This window comes from Lysinibacillus sp. 2017, from assembly GCF_003073375.1.
Classification (GTDB): Bacteria; Bacillota; Bacilli; order Bacillales_A; family Planococcaceae; genus Solibacillus.
The window spans coordinates 905,180-925,251 of the sequence record NZ_CP029002.1 but is presented as its reverse complement, the minus strand read 5'-3'; the positions used below and the strand labels follow the sequence as shown (position 1 = coordinate 925,251).

The 20,072-nt window shown below is 38.4% G+C and carries 19 protein-coding genes; all 19 read right to left on the bottom strand.

All coding sequences use genetic code 11. The annotated features are described in order from the left end of the window. Window positions 1-21: 21 nt before the first annotated feature. The 19 genes from DCE79_RS04080 to DCE79_RS18440 all read right to left on the bottom strand — a co-directional run bounded on the left by DCE79_RS04080 (window position 22) and on the right by DCE79_RS18440 (window position 20,064). A complete protein-coding gene (locus tag DCE79_RS04080) occupies window positions 22-1,848 on the bottom strand; it encodes an oligopeptide ABC transporter substrate-binding protein (protein WP_108711841.1) in 1,827 nt (608 codons plus the stop codon). Between the two features lie 17 nt (window positions 1,849-1,865). Beyond that, on the bottom strand, window positions 1,866-2,780 hold the full coding sequence (locus DCE79_RS04075; RefSeq protein ID WP_108711840.1) for an ABC transporter permease: 915 nt from the start codon (window positions 2,778-2,780) through the stop codon (window positions 1,866-1,868). Between the two features lie 36 nt (window positions 2,781-2,816). After that, window positions 2,817-3,779, bottom strand: a complete 963-nt coding sequence (opp4B, locus tag DCE79_RS04070) for an oligopeptide ABC transporter permease (protein WP_108711839.1) — start codon at window positions 3,777-3,779, stop codon at window positions 2,817-2,819. Between the two features lies 1 nt (window position 3,780). Beyond that, window positions 3,781-4,728: an ATP-binding cassette domain-containing protein gene (locus DCE79_RS04065; RefSeq protein ID WP_108711838.1), complete on the bottom strand. Its 948-nt coding sequence runs from the start codon at window positions 4,726-4,728 to the stop codon at window positions 3,781-3,783. Continuing rightward, entirely contained in the window at window positions 4,725-5,735 is a 1,011-nt protein-coding gene (locus DCE79_RS04060) for an ABC transporter ATP-binding protein (protein WP_108711837.1), read from the bottom strand. Before DCE79_RS04060 ends, DCE79_RS04065 begins: the two co-directional genes overlap by 4 nt. A 453-nt stretch (window positions 5,736-6,188) precedes the next feature. Next, on the bottom strand, window positions 6,189-6,821 hold the full coding sequence (pyrE, locus tag DCE79_RS04055; protein WP_108711836.1) for an orotate phosphoribosyltransferase: 633 nt from the start codon (window positions 6,819-6,821) through the stop codon (window positions 6,189-6,191). Next, the gene (gene pyrF / locus DCE79_RS04050; protein WP_108711835.1) at window positions 6,822-7,529 is read right to left on the bottom strand and encodes an orotidine-5'-phosphate decarboxylase; all 708 of its coding nucleotides are present in this window, start codon (window positions 7,527-7,529) and stop codon (window positions 6,822-6,824) included. Between the two features lie 2 nt (window positions 7,530-7,531). Continuing rightward, window positions 7,532-8,443, bottom strand: coding sequence for a dihydroorotate dehydrogenase (locus DCE79_RS04045; protein ID WP_108711834.1), 912 nt, complete (start codon window positions 8,441-8,443; stop codon window positions 7,532-7,534). Continuing rightward, window positions 8,440-9,213: a dihydroorotate dehydrogenase electron transfer subunit gene (locus DCE79_RS04040; protein WP_108711833.1), complete on the bottom strand. Its 774-nt coding sequence runs from the start codon at window positions 9,211-9,213 to the stop codon at window positions 8,440-8,442. The genes DCE79_RS04045 and DCE79_RS04040 overlap by 4 nt, the downstream gene beginning before the upstream one ends. A 1-nt stretch (window position 9,214) precedes the next feature. Continuing rightward, window positions 9,215-12,412: a carbamoyl-phosphate synthase large subunit gene (gene carB / locus DCE79_RS04035; protein WP_108711832.1), complete on the bottom strand. Its 3,198-nt coding sequence runs from the start codon at window positions 12,410-12,412 to the stop codon at window positions 9,215-9,217. Continuing rightward, window positions 12,405-13,505 (bottom strand): carbamoyl phosphate synthase small subunit, encoded by a 1,101-nt coding sequence (locus DCE79_RS04030; RefSeq protein WP_108711831.1) that lies wholly within the window; start codon window positions 13,503-13,505, stop codon window positions 12,405-12,407. Before DCE79_RS04030 ends, carB begins: the two co-directional genes overlap by 8 nt. Then, on the bottom strand, window positions 13,505-14,779 hold the full coding sequence (locus DCE79_RS04025) for a dihydroorotase (protein WP_108711830.1): 1,275 nt from the start codon (window positions 14,777-14,779) through the stop codon (window positions 13,505-13,507). Before DCE79_RS04025 ends, DCE79_RS04030 begins: the two co-directional genes overlap by 1 nt. Next, the gene (locus DCE79_RS04020) at window positions 14,780-15,658 is read right to left on the bottom strand and encodes an aspartate carbamoyltransferase catalytic subunit (protein WP_108711829.1); all 879 of its coding nucleotides are present in this window, start codon (window positions 15,656-15,658) and stop codon (window positions 14,780-14,782) included. Between the two features lie 274 nt (window positions 15,659-15,932). Next, on the bottom strand, window positions 15,933-17,231 hold the full coding sequence (locus DCE79_RS04015; protein WP_108711828.1) for a solute carrier family 23 protein: 1,299 nt from the start codon (window positions 17,229-17,231) through the stop codon (window positions 15,933-15,935). A 29-nt stretch (window positions 17,232-17,260) separates the two neighbouring features. After that, a complete protein-coding gene (gene pyrR, locus DCE79_RS04010; RefSeq protein WP_108711827.1) occupies window positions 17,261-17,806 on the bottom strand; it encodes a bifunctional pyr operon transcriptional regulator/uracil phosphoribosyltransferase PyrR in 546 nt (181 codons plus the stop codon). Between the two features lie 398 nt (window positions 17,807-18,204). Then, window positions 18,205-19,110: an RluA family pseudouridine synthase gene (locus DCE79_RS04005; protein WP_108711826.1), complete on the bottom strand. Its 906-nt coding sequence runs from the start codon at window positions 19,108-19,110 to the stop codon at window positions 18,205-18,207. Further along, window positions 19,107-19,586 carry a signal peptidase II gene (gene lspA / locus DCE79_RS04000; protein ID WP_108711825.1) on the bottom strand — a complete coding sequence of 160 codons (480 nt, stop codon included), beginning with the start codon at window positions 19,584-19,586 and terminating at the stop codon, window positions 19,107-19,109. Before lspA ends, DCE79_RS04005 begins: the two co-directional genes overlap by 4 nt. 183 nt (window positions 19,587-19,769) lie before the next feature. Then, window positions 19,770-19,892, bottom strand: a complete 123-nt coding sequence (locus DCE79_RS18840; RefSeq protein WP_255417963.1) for a hypothetical protein — start codon at window positions 19,890-19,892, stop codon at window positions 19,770-19,772. Window positions 19,893-19,920: 28 nt separating this feature from the next. Further along, entirely contained in the window at window positions 19,921-20,064 is a 144-nt protein-coding gene (locus DCE79_RS18440; RefSeq protein WP_159083050.1) for a hypothetical protein, read from the bottom strand. Between the last annotated feature and the right edge of the window lie 8 nt (window positions 20,065-20,072).

Sequence of the window (20,072 nt, the reverse complement as noted above, 5' to 3'; positions counted from 1 at the left end):
GGTTTCTCCCACTACTGAAAATTATTTAACTGGGTTTTCAGAAGTTAACTCGATTTCGTGCCACTTCGTACCGCCATCATAACTTACATTGTAGTTTTTGATACGTTTGTTGATCGGTAAGATTTCAGTACGGAAGTAAGTTGGAATCGTTGTAGCTTGTGAGAACATATACTCTTCCCATGCTTTAAATGCATTTGCACGGTAGTCAGCATCAATTGCTTCTTTAGAATCGATATCTACTAATAATTTTTCTAACTCAGGAGTAGTGAATCGGCTATAGTTGAATGCAGCTGTTGAACCGTATAAACCAAGTGGAGATGGGTTTGTACCAGTACCCCATGCAGCCATGAACATATCGATTTCAGCATCGTCAGCTTTAACTTTATCATAGAAGCTGTTGAATTCGATTAAACGACCTGTTGTTAATTGTACGTCTAAACCTACTTCTTTCCAGTTTTGACGGTAGTACTCAACGATTGCTTCGTCAGTGTCAGAACCAGACATAGATGCTAAGTTGATTGAGAATTTGTTTCCGTCTTTATCTTCACGGATACCATCGCCATCAACATCTTTGTAACCAGCTTCATCTAATAATGCGTTTGCTTTTTCTGGATCATAGTTGAAACCAGTTAAAGAATTATCATGGAATGAAGCGAATGCTGGTGGAATTAATGAAGTTGCACGAGAACGTAAACCTTGGTAGAAGCGTTCAGTTACTTGTTCAACGTCAATTGCATAACCAATTGCTTGACGTAATTTAACGTCACCCATTTTTGTATTGTCTGTATCAGTTACGTTAATAGAATTAGCTTGATCATATTTACCTACTTTGAAACCTAGGTAAGAATATGCTAATTCAGGACGAGCTAAAACTGCTACGTTTTGTAAGTCTTTCACGCCATCATATTGAGTAGCAGGGAAAGAAGATAACATGTCATATTGACCTGTACGTAATGCTTCACCAATTGAAGCTGAAGGTACAACTTGTAATACTACTTTATCTAACTTAGGAGTGCCTCTCCAGTAGTTTTCGTTTGCAACGTACTGAATAGATTCACCATCTACTAATTTATCAATTTTGAATGCACCTAAAGTTACAGGTGTTTTACGAACTGCATCAGAAGAGATTAAGTCTTCCATTTTAATATCTTTTAATTGGTGTTTAGGAGCAGCGTAACCCCATAAACCGTCACCACCAGAATAGATAGCTGGTGAAACTTTAGTCATTGAAATTTCTACAGTTTTGTCATCGATTTTTTTGATACCTGAGATTGAATCTGCAGTACCTGCTTTGTATTCAGCAGCACCGATGATATTTTCGAAGTCACCATCGTAACGGATACCAGTGTATTTTGGGTGACCAATAATTTCATAAGAGTAAATAATGTCGTCAGCAGTTAATGGCTCGCCATCAGACCACTTAACGTCTTGTTGAATTGTTACTGTTACTTTGTTGTTGTCAGCGTCAACACCTAATTTTGCGATACCTTCATCAGTGATTAAGAAGTCACCATCTGTATCGAAAATTGAGTTAGACATGAATTCCATAAGATCTGCGTCAAATCCATTTTCATATAACTCAGCAAGTAAAATACCTTGGAATGGAGAATCTGTTACTAAAGCGAATTTTAAAGTTCCGCCGTCAATAACATCACCATCGTTTGTTACTTCCATTGGAAGTGTTGGAGCTTCAGCAGTAGAACCGCCGTCTTCAGTTTTTTCTTCTGTTTTGCCAGAATCAGTTTCAGCTGGTTTTTCAGTTGATGATTCTTTGTCATCGCCACATGCAGCTAGAACTAACATAATTGCGAAAACAGTAGAAAGTAATAACCAATACTTTTTCTTCATTGTTTTTCCTCCTCTTTTTATCCTAATCGTTGTTTTGCGTCAGCCGCACGTCGTAACGCTTGACCAACGTAATTTATACCAAGCATCATAACTAAAATTAGTATAGATGCAGGTAACCATATCCACCATTTACTCGATAAAATAATCGGGTTCATGGCATAACTTACTAGCGTCCCTAAACTTGGTGTTGACGGTGGTAAACCGAATCCTAAGAATGATAAACCTGTCTCAATGCCGACGTTACCAGCAAAACTTAACGTAACTTCAACAATCAACAGCGAACTTAAGTTTGGTAATAAACCTTTAAACATAATCGCAAAATCACTAGTACCCATTGTTTTTGAGGCACTTATGTAATCGCGGCGTGCTTCAGAAAGTGCTTTTGAACGCACAAGTCTGGCCGTCCCCATCCATTGAAAAGCTGCAATGATTAATATTAATTCCATTATTCCGTATCTCGGAACAATCGTTACAACTACGATAATGATCATTAATGTTGGTAATGTGATGAAGAAGTCGATAATACGCATAAAGAAATTATCGATAAATCCACCATAATATCCCATGATGATCCCTAGAGCAATACCTAGTACGTTTGCAATTAACGTAATGGCAATAGCGATTAAAATTGAGTTTTTCGCACCGATGATTAACTGACCGAACATATCTCGTCCAGCTTCATCTGCACCTAAAACATAGCCTCGAACACCTGGTTCAGTAAAACGTTCTAATAATTGAATTTTCATAACTGCCGTTTGGTCAATTACGAAGAATGCCAATGCTAAAACGCCTACGATTAATATCGTGATCCCTACTAATGAGAACATTGCTAATTTATCTTTTATAAACTCTCGCAAAATAACTTGAATACCCGTTGGTGGAGAGCTTTGAGATTCTAACTTTTCTACTGCTTGTTCATTTTTGTTTTCCATGATTAAAATCACCTCTCCTTAGTCATTATTAATTAATTAGTCTATGCGAATACGCGGGTCAACAATACTTAAAATAATATCGGACAATAGACTACCTAATAATGCTAAGAAGCCATATAACATAACTAGTGCTGTAATAACACTGTAGTCACGACTTAAAATTGAATCGATAAATAATTTCCCCATACCTGGATACGCAAATACTGTTTCGATGAAAATTGATCCACCAAGTAAACCAGTAATTGTGAAACCTAAGAAGGCTGCAATCGGAAGTAATGAGTTACGGAAAATGTGGCGTGAATACACCTTTTTCATTGGAATCCCTTTACTTCTAGCAGTTTTAACATAATCCATCGTTTTCGCATCGATAATTTCAGTACGCAAATATTGAATAATACCTGTCGTACCTAGTAGTGCATATGTTCCTGCTGGTAATAATAAGTGATAGAATTTGTTCCAGTAATATGCCCATGTTCCTTGGTCAAGTCCTATATCAACCGTACCACTTGTTGGGAACCACATGAGTCGATACCCGAAAATGTACACGAAAATTAATGATAATACGAATGTTGGAATTGCATACGAGATAAAGCTATATAAAACAATGGCTTTATCTGCAAGTGATTCTTGATAACGTCCGGCAACTACACCTAGTGGAATAGCTAGTCCGTACACGAGAATAACACTTAGTAATGATAGTAATAATGTATTCATACCACGGTCACCAATAATATCTGCAACTGGTTTTTTGAATGTATAACTTTGACCGAAGTCACCTTGTGCTGCATTTGCAATCCAGTTGTAATATTGTGTATACCATGGATCATTTAAGCCAGCTTTTTCTCGCAGTTGTTCAATTACAGATGGATCTGTTTCAGGTGTAATTAACCCTGTGAACGGATCTCCTGGCATTTGTTTTGCCAAAATGAAGATTAGGAGACTTAAAATAAATAGCTGCGGAATCATAATTAATACGCGTCGAGCAATCGTTTTCCACATACTATACACGCTCCTTTTCTGCTTCAGTCATCGCTACTTTATGCGTATCTGAAATTGATTTTAAAGGATATACTTTTCCATCTTTATCGTAATAATTATGTTGCTCTTCTTTATACTTCGCTTCAACTCTTTGACGTTCGATTTTACGTTCGATACGTGTTTCTGGCTCAATATTAGGAATTGCAGATAGAAGTCGGTTTGTATAAATATGTTGAGGATTCGTGTAAATATCTTCACGCTTACCTGTTTCTACAAAGCGTCCTTTATACATGATCGAAATATGGTCACACATGTGGCGAACAACACCTAAATCATGTGAGATGAATAAATAACTAATTCCATATTGATCTTGAATTTCCTTCATAAAGTTTAAAACTTGTGCTTGTACTGATAAATCCAGTGCTGAAACTGGCTCATCAGCAATGATCATTTTTGGATTACATGCCACTGCACGTGCAATACCTAAACGTTGCTTTTGACCACCTGAGAATTCATGTGGATATTTTAGTAAAACGTCTTCTGACATCCCAACAATGGCTAGTAATTCGTTAATACGTTTGCGCTCTTCTTGAGGCGACAATTTCATAAAGTTACGAATTGGCTCTGCTAAAATGTCTAATACACGTTTACGTGGATTCATACTTGAATGTGAATCTTGGAAAATCATTTGAATGTCGCGATTGTATGCAGAATCACGTTTACGACGTGTATTCGTTACATTTTCACCTTCATAAATAATTTTTCCTGATGTAATTTTTTCTAGTCCGATAATTGCTTTACCTGTCGTTGATTTACCAGAACCTGATTCCCCTACTAAACCGTAAGTTTTACCACGTTCGAATTCCATCGTTACACCATCTACAGCATATACATGGTCAACAACTGTATTGAAAAATCCACCTTTGATTGGATAGTGAACTTTTAAATCTTCAACTTGCATGAAACTCATCGATTTACGCTCCCTTCCTCGTCTTCAAAGTGGAAATTTTTCCAGCAAGTACAGCGTACAAGATGTCCTGGTGCCACTTCATGAAGTTGTGGATTCGCTTCGTGTTCTGAAGCATCAATCCATGGAGTACGAGATGAGAATCGGCACCCTTCACGTGGTAATTTCATTAGCGAAGGTACCATCCCCTGAATTACTTCTAGTTCATCGCTCTCACTGTTTGCTTGAGGAATCGATTTTAGTAATGATCTTGTGTATGGATGCTTCGGATTTCTGAATAATTCTACTACTGACGCTTCTTCAATTACCTGACCTGCATACATTACTGCAACTCGGTCTGCGACTTCTGCTACAACACCTAAGTCATGGGTAATTAAAATGATCCCTGATTGAATCTCGTCTTGTAGAGATTTTAACAAGTCTAAAATTTGAGCTTGAATTGTAACGTCAAGCGCTGTTGTAGGCTCATCGGCAATGATAATTGCTGGCTTACCTGATAAAGCAATGGCAATCATAACACGCTGACGCATACCACCTGATAATTGGTGAGGAAATTGATTAGCTACACGTGGCGGATTTGGAATCCCTACTTGATCTAACAATTCTAATACACGCTGACCGCGCTGTTGTTTGTTTAATTTTGAATGATAAACTAAACCTTCTTCAATTTGTTCTCCAATGCGCATTAATGGATTTAATGCCGATAATGGGTCTTGGAATATAAACCCAATATCATTCCCTCGAAGTTTATTAAACTGATCCTCATTCAATTTTACTAAGTTTTGATTGTTATAAAGAATTTCACCTTCAACTTTTGTGTTGTTTCCATTGTGTAATCCTACAATCGATGTTGCTAAAGTACTTTTACCGCAACCTGATTCACCAACGATAGCTAAAATTTCATTTTTGCGAAGCGTTAATGAAACATTGTCTACAGCCGGATAATAAGTATCTTTAATACGAAAGCTCGTACGTAAATCGCGGATTGTCAATAATTCATTCGTAGACACTAAATAATCGCTCCTTCCTTCATAACCCCTGCTCTGTCTCTACTTATCTCTCTATTTAAGCTATCTAAAACTCAGTCTCATAAAATATTATATTTTTTGTAATATTTATGTATTCCAATATAAATTATCCATAAAATACAACCAAAGTCAATTATTAAACTTTCTAACTATTCTAATTTAACATTTTTCTTTTATAAATAGCAAACTATTCTTTAAAATTTAAATTTTCCAATAATTAAATGCATAAAATAGGTAATAAATATCAGTTTAAAAGCTTAAAATTTGTTTTCCGCATATTAAACATTTTTGCTAAAGTTTAAAAAATTCCATTTCTATTAAACTTCAATTTTAAAAAAAATGCTGCTAGGCGTAAAAGAATTATATAACTATAACAAAAACGTGTAAAGAGTATTTTCAATACTTTCACACGTTTTTGAATTATTTTAATATTTTTTATTTTAATTTGCCTTCTTTTAAATCTTTATGCCAGTTTTTTAAGAAAGGAATTTGATTTTCTTCTATCGCTCCTGATTCATTTGCGGCTTCAATCAAAAAATCAAAATTTGTAAGAGAAACATATCTTACATTTGCGTCGTTAAATGCTTGCTCTGCTTTTGGTAAATTATATGTATAGACACATACAACGCCTAATACTTCACAGCCCGCAGCACGCAAAGCTTCTACCGCTACAATGGAAGATCCTCCAGTTGATACGATGTCCTCTACGACTACAACTTTTTGACCTGGTGCATACTTCCCCTCAATTTGATTGCCACGTCCGTGTTCTTTTGCTTTTGAACGTACATAAACCATTGGCAATTCTAAAATATCTGAAACCCATGCAGCATGAGGAATTCCTGCTGTAGCTGTACCTGCAACAACTTCACATTCCGAGAAATTTTCTTTAATTAAAGATGCTAAACCATTTGCTAATTGTTTTCGAATGACGGGATCTGAAATAGTTAAACGTGTATCGCAGTAAATAGGCGATTGAATTCCAGAAGCCCATGTGAATAGGTCAGTTGGATTTAATTCAACAGCTCCTACCTTTAACATTGCGTGTGCGATTTTATTTTGTAATGACATTTATTTTCCCTCCCATAATTCACAAACTTTTTTATATGCGATTACAGGATTTTCTGCACCTGTAATCGCACGTCCTACAACGATAAGTGATGAACCATCCTTTTTTGCTCCGTCTGGTGTTGCGATGCGTTTTTGGTCATTCGCTTCGTCACCAAGCATACGAATACCTGGTGTTACGCGTAAGAAATTTTCACCGCATGTTTCCGCAATAACTCTTGCTTCATGAACAGAACATACAACACCATTTAAGCCAGCTTGTTTCGTTAACTCCGCATAATGTAGAACAGATTCTTTTAGTGATAACGCAATTTTTTGCTCTTGGTGCATTTGTTGTTCTGTCGTTGATGTTAGTTGCGTTACTGCGATTAAAGCTGCGCGTTTTTTACCTGCTTCAGTACCAGCTTCTAACCCTTCTAGTGCACCTTCCATCATTGCTCTTCCACCTGCTGCATGGACATTGACTAAATCCACACCTAAGCGAGCTAAGCCCTTCATTGCTGATTTCACGGTATTTGGAATGTCATGTAATTTTAAATCCAGGAAAATATCATGTCCCTGATCTTTTACTTTACGAACAATATCTGGACCCTGTTGCATATAAAGTTCCATGCCAATTTTGACGAACAATTTTTCATCGAATTGCGTTAAAAAATTCATGACATCCTTCTCACCTGGAAAGTCGAGTGCAATAATCGGTTTTGTATTCATAATTAACGATGGCTCCTTCCAATAAGTTCTGAAATTTGGTTCACACCAAGTGCATCTAATTTCGCTGGTAACTCGTCGATAATTGTCGGACATACGAAATGATCGACAAAATTCGCTGTACCTACTGCAACTGCCGATGCGCCTGCTGACATGAAATCAATCACATCTTGCGCACAAGTAATACCACCCATCCCAATAATGGGGATATTCACCGATCTGTACACTTCATAAACCATACGAATTGCAACTGGTTTAATCGCCGGCCCAGATAACCCACCTGTACCGTTTGCGATGACTGGTTTTCCTGTACGTTCATCTAAACGCATACCTACTAATGTATTAATCATTGTAATTCCGTCTGCGCCTCCCGCTTCAACTGCTTTGGCGATATCGACAATATTCGTTACGTTTGGTGATAATTTTACATAGACAGGCACACTTGAAGCTGCTTTTACTGCCATTGTTAATTGTTTTGCTGTTTCAGGATCTGTACCAAACTGAATCCCTCCACATTTAACATTTGGACAAGAAATATTTAACTCTAATGCTTTTACGTTCGGTGCTTTCGAAATTTGCGCCGCCACTTCGACATAATCTGCTACTTCCGTTCCTGCTACGTTCGCAATAATTGGCACATCATAGCTTTCTAAAAATTTCAGCTCTTCCCCCATTACTTTATCAATACCTGGGTTTTGAAGGCCTATCGCGTTTAACATCCCTGCAGACGTTTCTGCTACACGTGGTGTTGGATTTCCTTTTCTTGTTTCAAGGGTCGTTGCTTTAATCATAATGCCGCCAAGTTTTGATAAATCATATAGTTGTGCATATTCGCGACCAAATCCAAAACATCCTGAAGCTGGCATGATTGGGTTTTTTAAGTCGAGTCCTGGTAGTTCAATCGTTAAACGGCTCATAGTGCCACAACTCCTTTCGGGAATACTGGCCCATCTGAGCACACTTTCACATAATCTTTTTCGATTTTATCAGTCGTGTCGCATACACAGGCGAAGCAAGCACCAATCCCGCAGCCCATGCGTTCTTCAAACGATAGATAGCCTTCTTTTTCTGGATAATAGCCTTCTAATGCGCGTAGCATTGCTAAAGGTCCACAAGAATAAAACACATCGAATTCAGGATTTACTTCATCGAAAACGGTTGTAACGAATCCTTTAGTTCCCTTTGTACCGTCTACTGTCGCATAGTATGTGTCGCCTAAAGCGTTAAACTCTTCTTCATAAAAACATACATCTTCTGATTGGAAGCCTAATACGTGGATTGTTTTGACACCGCGCGCATTTAATTGTTTTGATAACTCATATAATGGTGGTACACCAATACCGCCACCTACTAATAGCGCTGTTTGACCAGGCTCAGCTGCATCTACAGGGTAGCCGTTTCCGAGTGGTCCGAGCACATCAACAATTTGACCTTCACGGTTTGTCGCAAGGAATTTCGTACCTCGCCCTTCTGCACGATAAATCATCGTAAATTTACTTTTTTCTTTATCTACGTTGGCAATACTAATTGGTCGACGTAACAGTGGTTCGAATGTATCTGACACCTTGACATGAACAAACTGGCCAGGAGTCATGTCCTGAACCAGTTGTCCTTGTAGTGTCAATTCGAAAATGTTTGTCGCAATACTTCTTTGTGCTACAACGGTCATTTTCTCTTGACGAATCATGTTAGTGTACAACCTCCGCTTTTGGCATTTCTTCTGCTGTGAATGTCATCGATTCAATTACTCGTAACATTGCTTCTGCTGTATCAAGTGACGTTAAGCAAGGGACACCATTTTCTACTGATTCACGGCGAATACGGAAGCCGTCACGCGCTGGCTGTTTGCCTTTCGTAAGCGTGTTGACTACTAATTGTGCTTCTCCATTTTGAATCATATCGATTAATGTTTTTCCTTTTCCGCCGATTTTTTCAACGACGTCTGTTTTCACGCCATTCGCTTCAAATAATTTGGCTGTACCTTCTGTTGCAACGATACGGTAGCCTACTGTTGAAAAGCGTTTTGCTAGAGTAACAGCTTCTTCTTTATCTTTGTCGGATACAGTGAATAGGATCGTACCATGTGTTTTAATTTCCATACCTGCTGCTACGAAGCCTTTATACAATGCTTTTTCGTAAGTAGCATCTTTCCCCATTACCTCACCTGTTGATTTCATTTCAGGTCCTAATGTAATATCTACGCGGCGTAATTTTGCGAATGAGAATACCGGTACTTTGACAAACACACCTTTTCGTTCTTCAGCCAAGCCAGTTGGGTAACCTTGTTCAACAATCGATTGACCTAGGATTGCTTTTGTTGCAATGTTCGCCATCGGGATATTCGTAATTTTACTTAAGAACGGTACAGTACGGCTTGAACGTGGATTTACTTCGATTACATAAATTTCACCTTCACTCAATACATATTGGATATTCATTAAGCCAATAATGCCTAAGCCTTTTGCTAAGCGTGTTGTATAGTCGACTAATGTTGTTTTTTGTGCATCTGTTAGCTTTTGTGGTGGATATACTGAGATGGAGTCACCTGAGTGAACCCCAGCGCGTTCTACATGTTCCATAATCCCTGGAATTAACACATTCTCGCCATCACAAATGGCATCAACTTCGATTTCTTGACCCGTTAAGTAACGGTCAACAAGTACTGGATGATCTGGAGATGCTTCTACAGCATGTTCCATGTAGTACGCGAGTTCATCTAAGTTATAAACAATTTCCATCGCACGGCCACCAAGAACGTATGAAGGACGCACTAATACTGGGAAGCCTAATTTTTCTCCGATTACTAATGCTTCTTCCTTCGATACGGCTGTTTTACCAGCAGGTTGAGGAATCCCCATCTCTTGTAAGGCTGCTTCAAATTTGTTACGGTTTTCTGCACGGTCAATGTCTTCTAAAGATGTACCTAAAATTTTCACACCGTTTGCTTCTAATTTATCTGCTAAGTTAATGGCTGTTTGGCCACCGAACTGAACGACTACGCCTTCAGGTTGCTCTAGGTCAACGATGTGCATCACGTCTTCGATTGTTAATGGCTCAAAGTATAATTTATCTGAAATTGAGAAGTCTGTTGAAACTGTTTCTGGATTTGAGTTAATGATGATTGCTTCGTAACCTGCTTCTTGAATCGCCCATACTGAATGCACAGTTGCGTAGTCGAACTCAACCCCTTGACCAATACGAATTGGGCCCGAACCTAGTACGATAACAGACGGCTTATCTGATTTAATAGATTCGTTTTCGTCTTCGTATGTGCCGTAGAAGTATGGTGTATTTGATTCGAATTCTGCTGCACATGTATCGACCATTTTATACACTGGAATTATGCCATGTTCTTTGCGGTAGGCGTAAATTTCAGGCTCTGTCATATCCCATAACTGTGCAATTTTTTTATCAGCAAACCCTAGACGTTTTGCTGTGCGTAATATGTCTTTGTCTTGTTTGTTTTCAGTAAGTGTCGTTTCCATATCGACGATTTTCTTCAGTTTTGTTAAGAAGAATAAGTCGATGGCTGACCACTCATGAATTTGTTCTACTGTAACACCGCGACGTATTGCTTCCCCGATAAAGAATAAGCGCTCATCCCCTGCTTTTTTAATACGCTTTTCAATCCAAGAATCAGTTAAGCTTTCTGCGTTTTTCATTTCGATGTGTACATGACCTGTTTCTAAAGAACGCACCGCTTTTAGTAATGCTTCTTCAAATGTGCGCCCAAGTGCCATTACTTCACCTGTTGCTTTCATTTGTGTACCTAAATTACGTTTTGCAGATTCGAACTTATCAAATGGCCAGCGTGGAATTTTCGCTACGATATAGTCAAGTGCTGGTTCGAAACATGCGAATGTTGAACCTGTTACTGGATTTTTAATTTCATCTAATGTTAAACCGACTGCAATTTTCGCTGCTAATTTTGCGATTGGGTACCCCGTTGCTTTTGATGCTAATGCTGATGAACGAGATACACGTGGGTTTACTTCGATTACATAGTATTGGAATGAATAAGGATCAAGTGCTAACTGAACGTTACAGCCACCTTCGATTTTTAGTGCACGGATAATATCAAGTGAGATATTACGTAGCATTTGGTTTTCACGATCTGATAATGTTTGTGTTGGCGCTACTACAATTGAGTCCCCTGTATGAATACCTACTGGGTCAAAGTTTTCCATGTTACACACTACGATGGCGTTGTCTGCTGCGTCACGCATTACTTCATATTCAATCTCTTTTAAACCAGCGATTGATTTTTCAAGTAAGCATTGGGTTACAGGTGAATATTTTAACCCTGATGTCACGATTTCTTGTAAATCTTGATCGTTGTGACAAATACCACCACCAGTACCACCAAGCGTGAATGCTGGACGTACGATTACTGGATAACCGATTCTTTCAACGAATGTTTTTGCCTCTTCCATGTTGTGAATAATATCTGATTCAGGAACCGGTGCACCTAACTCATACATTAAGTTACGGAATAAATCGCGGTCTTCGGCTTTGTGGATGGCATCTAGCTTCGTACCTAAAATTTCAATTCCTAATTCATCTAAAATGCCTGATTCATCTAGCTCAATTGCCATGTTCAATCCTGTTTGACCACCTAATGTAGGAAGGATTGCATCTGGGCGCTCTTTGCGTAAAATACGTGATATGAATTCTAAGCTAATTGGCTCGATGTATACTTTATCAGCAATTTCCGTATCCGTCATAATAGTTGCTGGATTTGAGTTAATTAAAATAACGCGGTAGCCTTCTTCTCTTAATGAAAGACATGCTTGTGTACCTGCGTAGTCAAACTCTGCTGCTTGACCGATGACGATTGGACCTGATCCGATTACTAAAATTGTGTTTATATCTGTACGTTTAGGCATGTTGATTCTCCTTTGCTGCTTCGTTTTCCATCATTTCGATAAATTCATCAAATAAGTGATTTGAATCTTCTGGACCTGGTGAAGCCTCTGGGTGATATTGAACGGTGAATACTGGATATTTCGTATGGCGTACACCTTCACAAGTACCGTCATTTAATGCGACATGTGTTAATTCTAAATCTGTCCCTTCTAATGAATCGATATCGATCGCATAGCCATGGTTTTGTGATGTTAAATCTGTTCGACCTGTGCGTAAATCTTTTACTGGGTGATTTCCGCCGCGGTGACCGAATGGTAATTTGAAGCTTCGTGCGCCACATGCTAATGAGAAGAGCTGGTGACCTAAGCAAATACCGAACATTGGGACTTTTCCGATTAGATTTTTAATTGTTTCAATAGCTTCTGTTACATCTTCTGGGTTACCCGGACCATTAGACAACATAATGCCATCTGGGTGCATCGCTAAAATTTGCTCTGCTGTTGTATTATAAGGAACGACTAATACGTCACAGTCACGTTTGTTTAATTCGCGCAGGATTCCGTGCTTCATACCGAAATCTAGTAATACAACGCGCTTGCCACGACCTGGTGATGGGTACGGTGCTTTTGGTGATACTTCGTGTACATGATGCGTAATGAACGGTGTATTTTGTAATTCTAAAACTACTTTTTCTACATCAATTTCTGCATCTGCTTCTGTTAAAATCGCACGAACCGCACCTTTTGCACGGATGATGCGTGTTAGTTTACGTGTATCAATTCCTTCAATACCAGGAATGTTTTGAGAAGTTAAATAGTCGCCTAATGACATATCCGAGCGCCAGTTTGATGGTTGATCGGCTAATTCCCGAACAACAAATCCACGAATGGCTGGTGTAATGGATTCAAAATCATCACGGTTGATGCCGTAGTTCCCGATAAGTGGGTATGTTAATGTAACAATTTGTCCGTAAAAAGAAGGATCAGATAATGTTTCTTGGTAACCTGTCATCCCTGTTGTAAATACAACTTCACCTTGACTCGCTTCTTCACTACCAAATGCAGTTCCTGTAAATACCGTGCCATCTTCTAAAATTAATAAGCGTTTTTTCATCATTCTGCCTCCTGATATGCAATGTTGCCTTCGCAAATTGTCATGACTGGCCAACCTTTTGCTACCCAACCATTGAATGGTGTGTTGCGGCCTTTTGTCACGAAGCCCTCTGCATCAACTGTTTGCTCTTTATTTAAATCGATTACTACGAAATCTGCTGAAGCACCAACTTCTAATGTGCCATATGGTAAGTCAAAAATTTGTGCTGCTTTCACGCTCATCCAGTCCACTAATTGTTTTAATGTCCACTTACCAGTTTCCACAAAGTTTGTGTAAAGTAGCGGGAAGGCTGTTTCGAAACCAACAATACCAAATGGTGCGCGAACCATACCACAGCATTTTTCTTCTACTGTATGTGGCGCATGGTCTGTTGCAATGCAGTCGATTGTGCCATCAAGTAGTGCTGCGTGTAATGAATCTTTATCATCTACTGCACGTAATGGGGGGTTCATCTTCCAGTTGGCATCGTCTGACGGGATATCCATTTCTTCTAGCAATAAATGGTGTGGACAAACTTCGGCTGTTACACGGATGCCTGCTGCTTTTGCGTCACGTACAGCACGAACCGATTCTTTTGTTGATACGTGACATACGTGATATCTTGCCCCCGCAGCTTCAGCAAGCAGGACGTCACGTGCGATTTGTACGGATTCACAAATTGATGGAATCCCTGGTAAGCCAAGCTCAATATTACGTGTACCTTCGTGCATAACCCCATCATAAATTAGTGAGTTATCTTCACAGTGCGCAACAACGACCATGTTTAATTTTGCGGCTTGTTGCATTTGCTCGTACATTGTCGAAGCTAATTGAATACCAACTCCATCATCCGAAAATGCGACCGCGCCATTTGCTTTTAATTCGTCCATATTCGTACGAACTTCACCTGAAATATCTTTAGTTAACGAACCATAAGGTAGGACGCGAATAACAGCGCTGTCTTTAATTAGTCCGTTAATTAATTGCATGTTTTCTACTGAATCTGGTACTGGCTTTGTATTGGGCATCGCACAAATTGTTGTGAATCCACCTTTTGCTGCTGATGCGGTACCTGTTGCAATCGTTTCTTTATGTTCAAAACCTGGTTCACGAAGATGTGTATGAACATCGACAAACCCAGGTGAAACAAAATTTCCCTTTCCATCGATTACTTCAGCATCTTTTGGAATGTCTCCACCGATTGAAGCGATTTTTCCATCTTCTATTACAATAGAAGAAACTATTAATTCACCTTGTTCATTTAATAGTTGTATATTTTGAAGTACTGTTGTCATTTATTCTCTTCCTTTCAAAATCGTCTCTACGATGGCCATTCGTGTAAATACACCGTTTCGTACTTGCTCAAAAATTCTTGAACGCGCGCATTCTACTAATTCGTCTGCAATTTCAACATCACGGTTTACTGGAGCTGGGTGCATTATAATCGCGCCGTCCTTCATACGTTTTTCTCGTTCAATGGTTAAACCAAATTCATCATGGTAACTATCTTTCGAAAAATTTTTGCTCACTGAATGGCGTTCATGTTGGATGCGCAGTAACATAATGACGTCACTATCTTCTAGCACTTCATCCCAACTGTGGACAGCTTCAAAATCCCCTGCCCAAGCTGGTGGGCATAAAAATTGAACATTTGCTCCGAGTCTTTGCAGTGCTGTTGCATTGGATTTTGCTACGCGGCTATGCGAAATATCTCCAACGATTGTAATGTTTAGCCCTTCAAATCGACCGAACTCTTTACGAATTGTGTAAAGGTCTAATAAGCTTTGCGATGGATGTTGTCCCGCTCCGTCCCCTGCATTAATGACTGCACAGTTAATTCCTTCAAGCAGTTCGTTGTAATATTCATCTTCTTTATCACGAATCACAACCGCATCAATGCCGATCATTTCTAAAGTTTTGACCGTGTCATACATTGTTTCACCCTTTGTTGCACTTGAGAAGCTTGCATCAAATGGGATAACAGTACAACCAACACGTCGTTCCGCCATTTCAAAGCTTGTTTTTGTACGTGTACTCGGTTCAAAAAATAAATTTGCAATGTTGTATGGGCGCGATAAAATAGGCTCCTTACCGTTTTCGAAGTCTTGCGCTCGATCTAAAATACCTAGTATTTCTTCATTCGATAAATGTTCCATTGATAATAAATTTTTCATATCCGCGCCTCCGATTTAAAATGCATCATTAGTTTGAATTGCGTCAATTTTGGTTATTTGCATTATATTAAGAATATTTCACCTAAAGTTATGAGCGTTAACGTAATCCTGTTGTCTTTCTGACCTTTTGTGTAAAAAAAGCCTCGCTAAACAGTCATAGCGAGGCTTTAAGGGTGCGACAAGCTGGGCTCCACGATTGGCTTCATGTGCCTACTAACTTGCCGTACCCTTTATTGCCTCTCTGGACAATCTTAAAAGGTACTAACATATTTGATTAGTTTTCTATTTCTTCAATTTCACCAGTACTTTTGTCTCTACCTGGTAGTATTAAGTTTAACGCGACACCGATAATCGCGGCTAACGCCATACCTGATATGACTAATGTACCGAATTCAATTTTTGCACCACCGATACCGATAACCAAGATTACCGATGCGATAACCATGTTGCGGTTATTTCCAAAATCCACTTTGTTATCTACAAACATTCGTAAACCACTTGATGCGATGATACCGAATAATAGAATTGAGATACCGCCTAATACAGATACTGGAATCGTTGAAATGACCGCCATAACTTTACCTAAGAATGAAACTAGGATTGCCGCGATTGCTGCGCCAAAGATTACATATACGGAATACACACGTGTAATTGCTAATACACCGATATTTTCACCGTATGTTGTTTTTGGTGGCCCACCGATAAACGCACTGACAAATGTTCCTAAACCATCACCTAGTAATGAGCGATGTAAGCCCGGATCTTTAATATAATTACGATTTACTACTTTTCCTAATACTAATTGGTGACCAATATGTTCTGAAATCGTTACGATCACGACGGGTACCATTGCTAGTAAGATTGTTCCTGTAATCGAGAAATCATAATCTACTCCTGGAATCAAGAAGTTAGGTAGTGCAAACCAAGAAGCATCCTTCACTGGAGAGAAGTCAACAATACCGATTGCTAAAGAATAAAGATAACCAATGACTAAGCCTAAAAGAATTGGCATCGCGCTTAAAATATTTTTAAAGTATACATTGAAGATGATGGCTGTAAATAATGTAACTAAAGCAGCTGAGAAATGTAGTCCGTTATATTCCTCATTAAAGTTCATTGCCATATCTACTGCCGTTCCTGCTAAACCTAAACCAATTACGATAATTACTGGTGCTACTACGATTGGCGGAAGCAATGCCATTAACCATTTGTAACCTGTCATTTTAATTAATAACGCTACGATGGCATAAACAACACCGACTACCATTGCCCCAATCATTGCATTTCCTGGATTAACTGACATACCTGAAGCATCTAACCCTGCTACTGTAATAATTGGTGAGATGAAGGCAAATGAAGAACCTAAATATGCTGGCACTTTAAATTGCGTAATTAATAAGAAGATAATAGTTGCGATACCACTTGTTAATAATGCGATAGAAGGTTCTAACCCGACTAACGTTGGCACTAAAATTGTTGAACCAAACATGGCAAATAAATGTTGTAAACTTAAGGTTACGAGTTGTATGCTACCTGGCTTATCATTAATATCTAATACAGCTTTTGAAGACATTTATAATCTCCTCTTCTCTCTATTCTCTTTTAATCTTCTTTAACTATCTGAACAATGTCTTGGTCATCTACTTCTACTAAGTTGACGACAATTCGTTCATGTCCAGCTGTCGGAATATTTTTCCCCACATAATCTGCTCGGATTGGTAACTCACGGTGCCCACGATCTACAAGTACAGCTAATTGAATTTGTGAAGGTCTTCCCAAATCCATAATGGCATCAAGTGCTGCACGTACTGTTCTTCCTGTATACAGGACATCATCTACCAGAACAATTTTTTGGTCACTTACTTGATATTCAATATCCACTTGCTGCACTAGTGCTTGGTCGTTCACTTGCTTCGTTGATAAATCATCACGATACAGCGTAATATCTAGTTCACCTGTGCGAATTGCTTTTCCTTCAATCGTTTCAATTCTTTCTGCTAAACGTTTAGCTAAATAAGCGCCACGTGTTTTAATCCCAACGATAATTACTTCGTCAATTCCTTTGTTACGTTCGATAATTTCATGAGCAATGCGTGTAACGGCACGGTTCATCGATGGAGCATCTAATAAAACCGAAATATGTTGCATGTTGTTTCTCCTCTCATAAATTTGAAATGTTCACGGGTAATATAATGTTTCAATTCCAAACAAAAAACCCTCTAGATTACCTAGAGGGTTTGAAAAGTCATGTTGAAAAATTGCATACGGTATTTTTGCGCACAAAAATGCTCGTAGCTTTCACATTAGCCCTTCTCAGCCTCTCTGGACTGCCATTAAAGGTGAACAGTATTCATAATAAGTTGCGTGATTACTTGCTTGCTCTCGTCAAGATCTTTCATTCACTGTTGTCAGTATATATTCATTGCATTTCAAAGTCAATATCACTTATAGAGGTCAGACAACAAAGTCTCATTAAAAGAAGGTTTCTTATCACCCTTTTAATTCATAAAAAATAACCGAACCTGTTTTAGGCTCGGTTATTTTTATTATTTAGCTCGTAACTCTGTTAATAGTTCTTGGAAATCTTCTGGTAATGGTGTTTCGAATTCTAAGTATTCTTTTGTAACTGGATGTACGAAACCTAAAACACCAGCGTGTAATACTTGTCCGTTAAAATCAATTGTTTTCTTCGGACCATATTTTGGATCTCCCGCTAATGGGAAGCCGATATAATTCATGTGTACACGAATTTGGTGCGTACGACCTGTTTCTAAATGACATTCCACTAATGTGAAGTCACCGAAATGCTCAACTACTTGGAAATGTGTTACAGCATGTTTGCCTTTATCAACAACGGCTTGCTTTTGGCGGTCCTTTTGGTCGCGTCCAATCGGTGCATCAATCGTTCCTTTTTCGTGTGCAATATGCCCATGAACAAGTGCTGTATATTTACGCGTTACTGTTTTTTCTACTAATTGTTTCACTAAGCTTTCATGTGCAATATCATTTTTAGCAACCATCAGTAAACCCGATGTATCTTTATCGATACGATGCACAATCCCTGGACGTGCAACTCCGTTAATACCTGATAAATCTTTGCAATGATACATTAAACCATTTACTAATGTACCTGTAGGATGACCTGGTGCTGGATGCACAACCATACCTTTTGGTTTGTTTACGACTAATACATCTGCATCTTCATAAACGATTTCTAAATTTAAATCTTCTGGAATGATTTCTAAATCTACCACTTCAGGCACAGTTACTTCAATAACGTCGCCTTGTTTTACTTTATACTTTGGTTTTACATACACGCCATTTACAGTAATGCGTTCTTCGTCAAGCCAATTTCCGATTTGCGAGCGAGACCATGTTGCTTCCATTGATGAAAGCGCTTTGTCAATACGTTCCCCTGCAAATTCTTCTATCGTTAATGTGACTACTGTCATTTTTTCACCTTTTTCTTTCCTGCTTTTTCTTCTAAAATAATTGCTATAAATAGCATGACAACAGCAATTGTTAATGCTGCATCTGCGATATTAAAAATCGGGAAGTGATAGTTGATAACTGGAATTAATACATCCACAAAATCCACTACTTCTCCACGGAATAATCGGTCAATAAAGTTTCCGACTGCACCACCAAGTAACAACATTAAGCTAACTTGAAATAGTGGCTTGCCTTTTGCTTCTTTATGATAAAAATAGATAATGGCAATAATGACTGCGACAGTGACAATTGTGAACAACCACATTTGCCCTTCCATCATTCCCCAAGCCGCACCACGATTACGATGAGATAAAATACCAAACCATGGGTCCCATATACTTATACGTTCCCCAAATTCCATATTTTTAACGATTAGCCATTTAGACCATTGATCAAGAATGACTGCAAATATTGCTAACCCATAATATTTAAACACAGCAAATCCTCCGTTTACGATATATCTTTCCTATCTTAACATAATTGTCGGGTTGAACGATAATTTTAACTTTAAAATTGTGACAAGAATATTAGAAAAAGACATCTCGCCTAAAATAGTGCAAGATGTCGTCTATTAAGATATGAATTTCTAATACGCTTATACCTTCACGCCTAAAAAAGATTATAAACGATTATTTTTTAATGCTTCAATTAAATACTTCACTTGAATAATGTAAGTAATCGTATCATTTGCGTTATACGACTTTGTTTCAGAAAACCCATATAATTGTTTGATTTGTTCCATCGATGTTTCGGTGGATTGCACAATTTGTTCAAGTAACTGTTGGAGCTGCGAGTTCTCGTTCAGATTGCTCTATACGCCCAAAATATTGCTTCGTTTCCGCTGACATTTGTTGCGTTTTTTCTACAGTTTGCTGTTCACCTTGCACCAATAAAATCATTAAGTAAGTCTTCATTTTCTACA

Coding starts and splice junctions, on each gene's coding strand:
- DCE79_RS04080 (WP_108711841.1), bottom strand. CDS start 1,848: ATGAAGAAAAAGTATTGGTTATTACTTTCTACTGTTTTCGCAATTATG.
- DCE79_RS04075 (WP_108711840.1), bottom strand. CDS start 2,780: ATGGAAAACAAAAATGAACAAGCAGTAGAAAAGTTAGAATCTCAAAGC.
- opp4B (WP_108711839.1), bottom strand. CDS start 3,779: ATGTGGAAAACGATTGCTCGACGCGTATTAATTATGATTCCGCAGCTA.
- DCE79_RS04065 (WP_108711838.1), bottom strand. CDS start 4,728: ATGAGTTTCATGCAAGTTGAAGATTTAAAAGTTCACTATCCAATCAAA.
- pyrE (WP_108711836.1), bottom strand. CDS start 6,821: ATGTCATTACAAAATAAAATCGCACACGCAATGTTAAAGGTAGGAGCT.
- pyrF (WP_108711835.1), bottom strand. CDS start 7,529: ATGAATACAAAACCGATTATTGCACTCGACTTTCCAGGTGAGAAGGAT.
- DCE79_RS04045 (WP_108711834.1), bottom strand. CDS start 8,443: ATGAGCCGTTTAACGATTGAACTACCAGGACTCGACTTAAAAAACCCA.
- DCE79_RS04040 (WP_108711833.1), bottom strand. CDS start 9,213: ATGATTCGTCAAGAGAAAATGACCGTTGTAGCACAAAGAAGTATTGCG.
- carB (WP_108711832.1), bottom strand. CDS start 12,412: ATGCCTAAACGTACAGATATAAACACAATTTTAGTAATCGGATCAGGT.
- DCE79_RS04030 (WP_108711831.1), bottom strand. CDS start 13,505: ATGAAAAAACGCTTATTAATTTTAGAAGATGGCACGGTATTTACAGGA.
- DCE79_RS04025 (WP_108711830.1), bottom strand. CDS start 14,779: ATGACAACAGTACTTCAAAATATACAACTATTAAATGAACAAGGTGAA.
- DCE79_RS04020 (WP_108711829.1), bottom strand. CDS start 15,658: ATGAAAAATTTATTATCAATGGAACATTTATCGAATGAAGAAATACTA.
- DCE79_RS04015 (WP_108711828.1), bottom strand. CDS start 17,231: ATGTCTTCAAAAGCTGTATTAGATATTAATGATAAGCCAGGTAGCATA.
- pyrR (WP_108711827.1), bottom strand. CDS start 17,806: ATGCAACATATTTCGGTTTTATTAGATGCTCCATCGATGAACCGTGCC.
- DCE79_RS04005 (WP_108711826.1), bottom strand. CDS start 19,110: ATGACAGTAGTCACATTAACGATAGAAGAATTTGCAGGGGAACGTATT.
- DCE79_RS18840 (WP_255417963.1), bottom strand. CDS start 19,892: ATGGAACAAATCAAACAATTATATGGGTTTTCTGAAACAAAGTCGTAT.
- DCE79_RS18440 (WP_159083050.1), bottom strand. CDS start 20,064: ATGAAGACTTACTTAATGATTTTATTGGTGCAAGGTGAACAGCAAACT.